This window comes from Nocardia sp. NPDC046763, from assembly GCF_040645495.1.
Lineage (GTDB): Bacteria > Actinomycetota > Actinomycetes > Mycobacteriales > Mycobacteriaceae > Nocardia.
Map to the genome: position 1 here is coordinate 163,429 of NZ_JBEYYI010000020.1, position 7,055 is coordinate 170,483.

10 protein-coding genes are annotated in these 7,055 nt (G+C 67.8%); 5 read left to right on the forward strand and 5 right to left on the reverse strand.

Features of this window, described 5'->3' with window-relative positions; genetic code table 11:
* Positions 1-17: 17 nt before the first annotated feature.
* From ABZ909_RS28980 to ABZ909_RS28990, 3 genes are all read right to left on the reverse strand, one after another.
* Complete coding sequence (locus tag ABZ909_RS28980; RefSeq protein WP_357005514.1) at positions 18-479, reverse strand: VOC family protein; 462 nt, start codon at positions 477-479, stop codon at positions 18-20.
* Between the two features lie 121 nt (positions 480-600).
* A complete protein-coding gene (locus ABZ909_RS28985) occupies positions 601-1,314 on the reverse strand; it encodes a hypothetical protein (RefSeq protein WP_357005517.1) in 714 nt (237 codons plus the stop codon).
* Positions 1,302-2,309 (reverse strand): hypothetical protein, encoded by a 1,008-nt coding sequence (locus tag ABZ909_RS28990; protein WP_357005519.1) that lies wholly within the window; start codon positions 2,307-2,309, stop codon positions 1,302-1,304. Before ABZ909_RS28990 ends, ABZ909_RS28985 begins: the two co-directional genes overlap by 13 nt.
* 149 nt (positions 2,310-2,458) lie before the next feature.
* Between ABZ909_RS28990 and lspA the strand changes: the two genes are divergently transcribed.
* The 3 genes from lspA to ABZ909_RS29005 are packed head-to-tail and all read left to right on the forward strand — an operon-like array spanning position 2,459 to position 4,630.
* Positions 2,459-3,031 (forward strand): signal peptidase II, encoded by a 573-nt coding sequence (gene lspA, locus ABZ909_RS28995; protein ID WP_357005522.1) that lies wholly within the window; start codon positions 2,459-2,461, stop codon positions 3,029-3,031.
* On the forward strand, positions 3,028-3,954 hold the full coding sequence (locus ABZ909_RS29000; protein WP_357005524.1) for an RluA family pseudouridine synthase: 927 nt from the start codon (positions 3,028-3,030) through the stop codon (positions 3,952-3,954). The genes lspA and ABZ909_RS29000 overlap by 4 nt, the downstream gene beginning before the upstream one ends.
* A gap of 13 nt (positions 3,955-3,967) precedes the next feature.
* Complete coding sequence (locus tag ABZ909_RS29005) at positions 3,968-4,630, forward strand: hypothetical protein (RefSeq protein WP_357005527.1); 663 nt, start codon at positions 3,968-3,970, stop codon at positions 4,628-4,630.
* A 1-nt stretch (position 4,631) separates the two neighbouring features.
* Here ABZ909_RS29005 and ABZ909_RS29010 read toward each other — a convergent pair whose 3' ends face one another.
* Positions 4,632-4,766, reverse strand: coding sequence for a hypothetical protein (locus ABZ909_RS29010; protein ID WP_357005529.1), 135 nt, complete (start codon positions 4,764-4,766; stop codon positions 4,632-4,634).
* A gap of 54 nt (positions 4,767-4,820) precedes the next feature.
* Between ABZ909_RS29010 and ABZ909_RS29015 the strand changes: the two genes are divergently transcribed.
* Positions 4,821-5,504 (forward strand): GAP family protein, encoded by a 684-nt coding sequence (locus ABZ909_RS29015; protein WP_357005577.1) that lies wholly within the window; start codon positions 4,821-4,823, stop codon positions 5,502-5,504.
* Here the strand turns inward: ABZ909_RS29015 and ABZ909_RS29020 are convergent.
* Positions 5,501-6,289: an inositol monophosphatase family protein gene (locus ABZ909_RS29020; RefSeq protein ID WP_357005532.1), complete on the reverse strand. Its 789-nt coding sequence runs from the start codon at positions 6,287-6,289 to the stop codon at positions 5,501-5,503. The genes ABZ909_RS29015 and ABZ909_RS29020 overlap by 4 nt on opposite strands.
* Positions 6,290-6,327: 38 nt before the next feature.
* Here ABZ909_RS29020 and ABZ909_RS29025 point away from each other — a divergent pair, with 38 nt between their 5' ends.
* Positions 6,328-6,564, forward strand: coding sequence for a hypothetical protein (locus tag ABZ909_RS29025; RefSeq protein ID WP_357005534.1), 237 nt, complete (start codon positions 6,328-6,330; stop codon positions 6,562-6,564).
* Positions 6,565-7,055 lie beyond the last annotated feature (491 nt).

Consider the following 7,055-nt stretch of genomic DNA (forward strand, 5'->3'; position numbering starts at 1 on the left):
GGACCGTATGCCGGGCCTCAGCCCTGCATGTCGGCCATCCGCTTGGCCATCTCCTCTGGCTCGACATCCTCGACGTGCAGGGCGAGGGTCCAGCGGTGGCCCCACGGATCCTCGATGCCCGAGGTGCGGTCACCGTAGAACTGGTCGGCGGGCGGCTGTAGCTCCCGGGCCCCGCCCGACAGGGCGGCGGCGTGGGCGGCGTCGACATCGTCGACGTAGACGTACAGATTGACCGGGGTGCCGCCGACCGCCTTGGGATCCAGGAACCCCATGGCCGGCGCCGGGTCGCTGAGCATGATCACCGAAGAGCCGAACTGCATTTCGCAGTGTGCGACGGTGCCGTCGGGCCCGGGCATGCGGAAGCGCTCGTCGGCGCCGAAAACACGTTTGTAGAAGTCGATCGCCTGCGCTGCGCCATTGCAGGCGAGCGAGGGGCAGACGGTCGGGTAGCCGTCGGGAATGGGTTTGACATCGGACATCGAAAACCTCCGTTCGAGGTTGTTGCCGGACGCGTCGAGCTTATGCCCGAGGGCCGACAAGAATTACTCGAATTTCCGAATGATCACCCGAATTGCCGCATATGCGGGAAAAGTTCCGTGACTACGGACCCGCAGCCCCCTGCAGCTTGCGCACCTGCGCTGCGGTCATGGCACTGAGCTGCTGTGGATCGGGTTCCTTCGCGTCCGAGTAGGCGATCTGCACCACCGTCGAACCGACCAGCGTAATGCTCACATCGGTGTACAGCGTGAGACCGTCGCTGGTGGTGCGCACTTGGAATGCGGTCGAGCCGTCCCCGGCCTGCGGCTGATTCAAACCGCCCAGCCGGAATTCCACTTTCGTATTGTCGGCATCCTTACCGGAATACCTGGTACAGCCGGGCAGAATGGACTGGACGGTGGAAAAAGCCTGCGCCGCTCCGCCATTCGCATACGACGCGGCATCGATATCCACACTGGCGAAATTCGGCCCGCCGAACTGGGCCGCGGTCTGCGCCGCCGACCCCGGAGCCTGAACGGCCATGGCCGCCAGCACATTCGCGCACGGTGCCGGATCGGTCTTGGCGCCCGCCCCACCGGAACTCCCGGGTGGCGGGTCGTCGAGCGCGGTGAACCCCGCGGGCATCACCGACACGTCCAGCAGCTCCGAGCGCAGCGTGAACTGGTCGAGAACCGGTGCGCCCCCGGGTGTTCCGGACGGCTGCACGGCCGGCCCCAGGCTCGGCAGCGCGGGCGCGGAATCCTTGTGGCTGCCGCAGGCGGTGGCGGCCAGCGCCAGGACCCCCGCGAGCAGTGCCAGCCGCGTCAGGCGCCCCACTGCACCTCCGTGCGCAGGGTCTGCCGCAGCGTCACCGAGCTGCGCGGGTCGCGATAGGTCTGGTTGCCGCCCACCTCGACCGAACCGGAAACCGGTAGCGGCAGACCGAGATCCACCGCGATCGTGCCGGTGCCGTGCATGAGGTAGTCGACGATCTCCAGCTGGCCCGCCTCGTTGGGCAGATGCCACACAGTGGATTTCGGCGTCTGCACCACATTCAGTTCGATGGTGAGCTGGTTGCCCTCCCGCGAGGTGAGGGTGCAGGTGGTCACCTGCTCCAGCGGCACGCTGCCGGAAACCTGTTGCCGCACCGTCCACACCGCGCCCACGCCGACGGAGTCGGGCGGGAACGCGATGGACTGGTATACGGCCTGATAGAACGCCTGCTCCAGCGCGGCCCGCGCGGAGTCGGAGGTGGCGGGCTTGGGCGCCAGCTTGAGTGCGGTGATCGCCCCCAGGTCGCTGACGTCGAAGCCGACGCGGGAACCGTCCGCGGGCAGCAGGGCCTTGGCGAGGGTCGGGTCGGGGGAGGTGACATTGCCCACGGTCAGTTCCACCCCGTCGGTGCCGGACTGCGCGGTGAGCGGAATGGTCATCGCGGGCGGGGAGATGTCGCGCAGCGCCTGCTGATTGATCTGCTGCTCGATGTGATGTTCGGTACTGAGCGTGACCTGCTGAGTGGTGCCCGCCTCGAGGGTGCGGCGCAGCGGCGAGCGGGGCTCGGCGCCCGGGTCGACGACGGTGGTGGTCACGGCCTCGATGGGCATGGTGACCTCTTTGTTGATGCCCACCGGTTCCGTGCCGTCGGCCTCGGCCGTGGTCTCCGTGCGATCGCTGCAGCCGACGCCGAAAGCGGTCAGGGTCACCGCGAGAACCAGGAGCAGGACCCCCGAGCGCGTGGTTCGCGTCCCCGCGCCTCGCCGCGGCGGGCGCGGGGTGCCGGAACAGGGTGCGGTGGCTTTCGCCGAGCTGGGGGAGGAAGACAACACCGTCACGTCGAACAGGTTACGACGCGTTCCTGAAAAACAGCTGGGATCGTGTGGGGCCGTGGTTTCGGGGTGTTCAGAGGCGCCCGACATGAATAAGGAATGATGTCAGGGTGAGTACCGATCGGCCGCGCGAATCCGGCGCAGAGGAACCAGACATGTCGCCCGGGGGGATCAGCCCCGCGGCCGATGCCGGGACTTCCCCTGCGCAGCCGTTGCGTCTGCCGGTGCTCCTGCTCATCGCGGTCGTGCTGCTGGGTCTGGATCTGCTGACCAAGACCATCGTGGTCGCGACCATGACTCCCGGTAAGCCGATCTATCTCATCGGCGACAGCGTGCGCCTGACCCTGGTCCGCAACCCGGGTGCCGCGTTCTCCATGGCCACCGGCATGACCTGGCTGCTGACCCTGGTCGCGGCCGCCGTGGTGATCGGTGTCATCCGCATCGGCCGGACCCTGCGCTCGCTGCCGTGGGCCATCGGCCTGGGCATGGTGCTGGGCGGGGCGCTCGGCAATCTCATCGACCGTCTGTTCCGCGCGCCCGGCCCGCTGCAGGGTCATGTGGTGGATTTCATGGCGGTCGGCTGGTGGCCGGTGTTCAATGTGGCCGACTCCTCGATCGTGTGCGGGGCCATTCTGCTGGTGGCGCTCACCGTGTTCGGGTTCGAACCCGACGGCACCCGCATGCATCGGCAGCAGGGGGCGTCGAGCGCGGAGGGGAAGGCAGCATGAGGGAGACCCGCAGCATGCCGGTGCCCGACGGGCTGGATGGCATGAGAGTCGATGCCGGGCTGTCGCGCCTGCTCGGGCTGTCGCGCACCGCGGTCGCCTCGATGGCCGAGGACGGCGGGGTCCAGCTGGACGGCGTCGCGGCCGGGAAGTCGGACCGGCTGACCGCCGGGGCCTGGCTGGAGGTCGAATTCCCGGAGCCCAAGCGGGAACTTACGGTGGAGGCGACCCCGGTGGAGGGGATGAAGATCCTCTACGCCGATGACGACATCGTGGCCGTCGACAAACCCGTTGGGGTGGCGGCGCATACGGGCGTGGGCTGGACCGGCCCCACCGTGGTGGGCGGCCTGGCCGCCATGGGCTACCGCATCTCGACCTCGGGAGCCCATGAGCGGCAGGGCATTGTGCACCGGCTGGATGTCGGCACCTCGGGTGTGATGGTGGTCGCGCAGTCCGAGTACGCCTACACCCAGCTCAAGCGGGCGTTCAAGTACCGGACCGTGGAGAAGCGGTATCACGCGCTGGTGCAGGGCCATCCGGACCCGAGCAGCGGCACCATCGACGCGCCCATCGGACGCGCGCGCGGCAACGACTGGAAGTTCGCGGTCACCGCGGACGGCCGCCCGTCGGTCACGCACTACGACACCGTCGAGGCCTTCCAGTCGGCGAGCCTGCTCGACATCCACCTGGAAACCGGTCGCACCCACCAGATTCGCGTGCACTTCTCGGCCGTGCGCCACCCCTGCTGCGGCGACCTCACCTACGGGGCGGACCCACGTCTGGCCGAGCGGCTGGGGCTGGAACGGCAGTGGCTGCACGCCCGCCAGCTGGGCTTCAATCATCCCGCCGACGGCCGCTGGATCGAGATCACCAGCGAGTATCCCGCCGATCTGGAACACGCCCTCGACGTCCTGCGCGCGCACTGATCCGGGGTCTCGAGTGGATGCGCTGACGCCGCGCCGTGCCGGGATCGCTGCGGCCGCAGTGCTTTTCGCGATCCTCATCGTGGTGCTGGGGTGGGCGATCCCACCCCGGTCGGCGATCATCTCCACCGACCGGCTGGGGCCGGAGAGCGGTGAGCCGGTGGCGCACTACCTGGAGCGGGCTCAGAAGTCGTTGCAGGGCACCGACTCCGACGGGCACTGGGCATTGCTGTCGTTCGCCGAGGGTGTCACCGCCGACCGCATCCCGGAATTCAGTGGCGGCCTGCGGATCTCGGAGATCGACTATCACGTGGCCGTCGATCGGGTGGCGACGCCGATCATTTCCATCGGTCTCCCCGCGGGCGATGGCGTCGCCGTCGCGTCGGTGAGATCCGCTGCCGCCCAGATGGAGTCGACGCCCACCTACGACGACCGCTCCACCCGGGTGAAGAACCTCGTGGCGAGTCGCCTGCGTGCCGACTGCCCGTGCGTCGTCGCCATCGTTCTGCACGGCACGCCGGCGCAGCTTCGAACCCTGGCCGCGCACCCGGGAGTTCGCGCCGTCGAGGCACTCCCCGCCGACGCATCCGCCGCCGTCTTCGCGGTATCCCCGCTCCTGCCCGAACAGCTCGAATCCGCCAGCCCGCCGTTCGACGACGGCCCGGTCCCCGACAACTGAGCTACGGTACCGCCCGGTCCTCGACGACCAGCGCCAGGCCGACGAGCACCGCTCGGATCTTCCTGTGGCGGGCCGCGGGGTCATCCGACGGCGGCATGATCGGCGCGTGGTGAGTTGTGGCAAAGGGCGGTGACATCCCGCCGCTCGTGACGGGGTGCCAGGGAATGGTTCCCGTATGTTCGGTGGGGTCATGGTGATCTTTCTGCTGGCGCTCGCGGGCTTTGCCTTCCTGGACTCGCTCGATGTGCTGCTGGTCGGCGTCACGACCGCGGTGGTCTATGACAGTCGGTTGAGCCGTCGCTCGCCGCTGCCCGGTGTGCTGAGCTTCCTCGCCGGAGTGTTCGCCGTCACAACCGCTTTCGGTATCACCTTCGTCCTCGGACTTCGATTCCTCACCGACCTGGTCAGTTTCGACATCACCCCGACGGTTCGCTACTGGGCCGAGTTGGGTGTCGGCCTGGTGCTGCTGGTGCTCGGCAGCCTGCGCATGTCGAAGGAGGGTGGGGCGGCGGTGCCCGCGTGGGCGTTGGAGGCGCGGCGCAGGCCCTTGCTGCTGGGACTCGTGGGCGTCGCCATCGGGCTGGGGCAGGCGCCCACCGCGGTTCCGTACCTGGCGGCACTGGCCATGATCTCGGCGCGCGATCCGCATCCGCCGATGTGGCCGCTGATCATCATCGGATACTGCCTGATCGCGCTCCTGCCGCCGCTGCTGGTTCTGGTCACCTCGACCCTGAAATCGACCCGGGCCAGGCGCTGCTACCGCGGACTCGTCCGCAGCCTGAAACGCTTCGGCCCCCTGTCGGTCCGCATCCTGCTGCTACTGGCCGGTGCGGCGCTGGTCGCCGACGCGCTCGTACACCATGCCTCGCTCTAGCGGGTCCCGGTGATGATGTCGAGCAGCCGGTCGTGGGTGAGGGGGTCGGCGGCGGCCAGCAAGCCGTGCGGGGGAGTGTGGAGGGGTTGCCCGGTGAGGCCGGTGACCGTGCAACCGGCCGCCCGGCACACGGCGATGCCGGCGGTGAAATGGACATCGTCGCGGAGATCGCGGTCCACCAGGTAGGCGGCGCGACGACCCGCTGCCACCCAGACCAGGGCCAGCGAGGTGGATAGAACGCGGGGATAGAAAGCGGCCGTGAAGGATTCGTCGGCCATGAGCCGACCAGAGGAGAACCAGTCCGTGTAGGGCGAGGGATTGTCGGCGTCGATTTCGACCAGGCGGCTCGCGGATCGAGGGAGCAGCGGGTGATCGTTGCCGTCGCGGCGGACGACGGCGGTGGTCCCGTCAGTCCAGAAAATCTCCCCGGAGAAGGGATCCGCCACCGCGGCCGCCGTAACGGTATCCCCGGTGCGGAGTGCGATATTCACCGCGACAAGCGGTGTTTCCGCAGCGAAATTCCGTGTGCCGCAGAGCGGATCGATCAACCAGGTGCGGTCCGAGCGGCCCCCGGTGGTACCGGACTCCTCGGCGAGGAATCGATCGCCGGGACGGGCGGCGCGGAGGATGTCGAGAATGGTCCGCTCGGCGGCGAGATCAGTCTGGGTAGCGAAGTCATCATCCTCCTTGTCGTAGCGGGTGACCGGGCCACGGAATTGATCCCGGATTACGCCGGACGCAGCTTCCGCGGCTCGAATGGCAAGGGCGACATCGGATTCCTCCATGCCTCGTACCCTACTGGGCTCGAATTCGAAATGGTTCGATGTCTGAAAATGTTTGTATTACAACAAAATTCGACTCCTCTCGTGATGATGTAAGCGGTGGAATCTGCACATGGATTCTGGCGACCGCTGTCGAAACCCTGTCGAATTCCGTCCTCCAGGGCAACCTGAACCCGTTCTCCGGCGCGATGGACTGGCGGCTGCCAGGGATTAGGGAGTTGCTGCGTCTCGCGGCGTTGCAGGGCGGGGTTCGACCTAACGGCGTTGGCACCAGCTGACAGCGCCGTGTGGCTGCGGATGGACCTGTGGACGGTCGCACCGCAGCTTCGCGGCATCGGGCGCACATCCTCGACGCGTCGCGGTGTAGGGCCCGCACGCGTCCGTGTTACAACAGGTCGAATAGCCCGGCATGGGTGGCAGCGCGACAGTATCCCATGGCACCCACTGTCGAAATGTGGCGTCCCAGCTCCAGTTTCGTGTTCGCCCCCGCCGCTGTGAGAGAGACTCGAGCCCAAGCGGTGTGTCCAGGGGTATCCGCCGCCGATCAGTAGCGGTTCGTCGCGGCGAGGGCCGGTACTGCAACCGGAGACCTCGAGAGTTACCCGGAGCGTCTGCACCCGCCCCACGCCGCGGCCTACGCCGTCTTGATTCCTCCCCGAATACCGCTGCCTATTTCAGGAATACCGGCAGGTGGTCGTGGCCGTTGGCGATGAAGCCGGGTACCGTGCCGAGTTCGTCGGGCGAGACGGCGAGTTTCATGTGTGGGAAC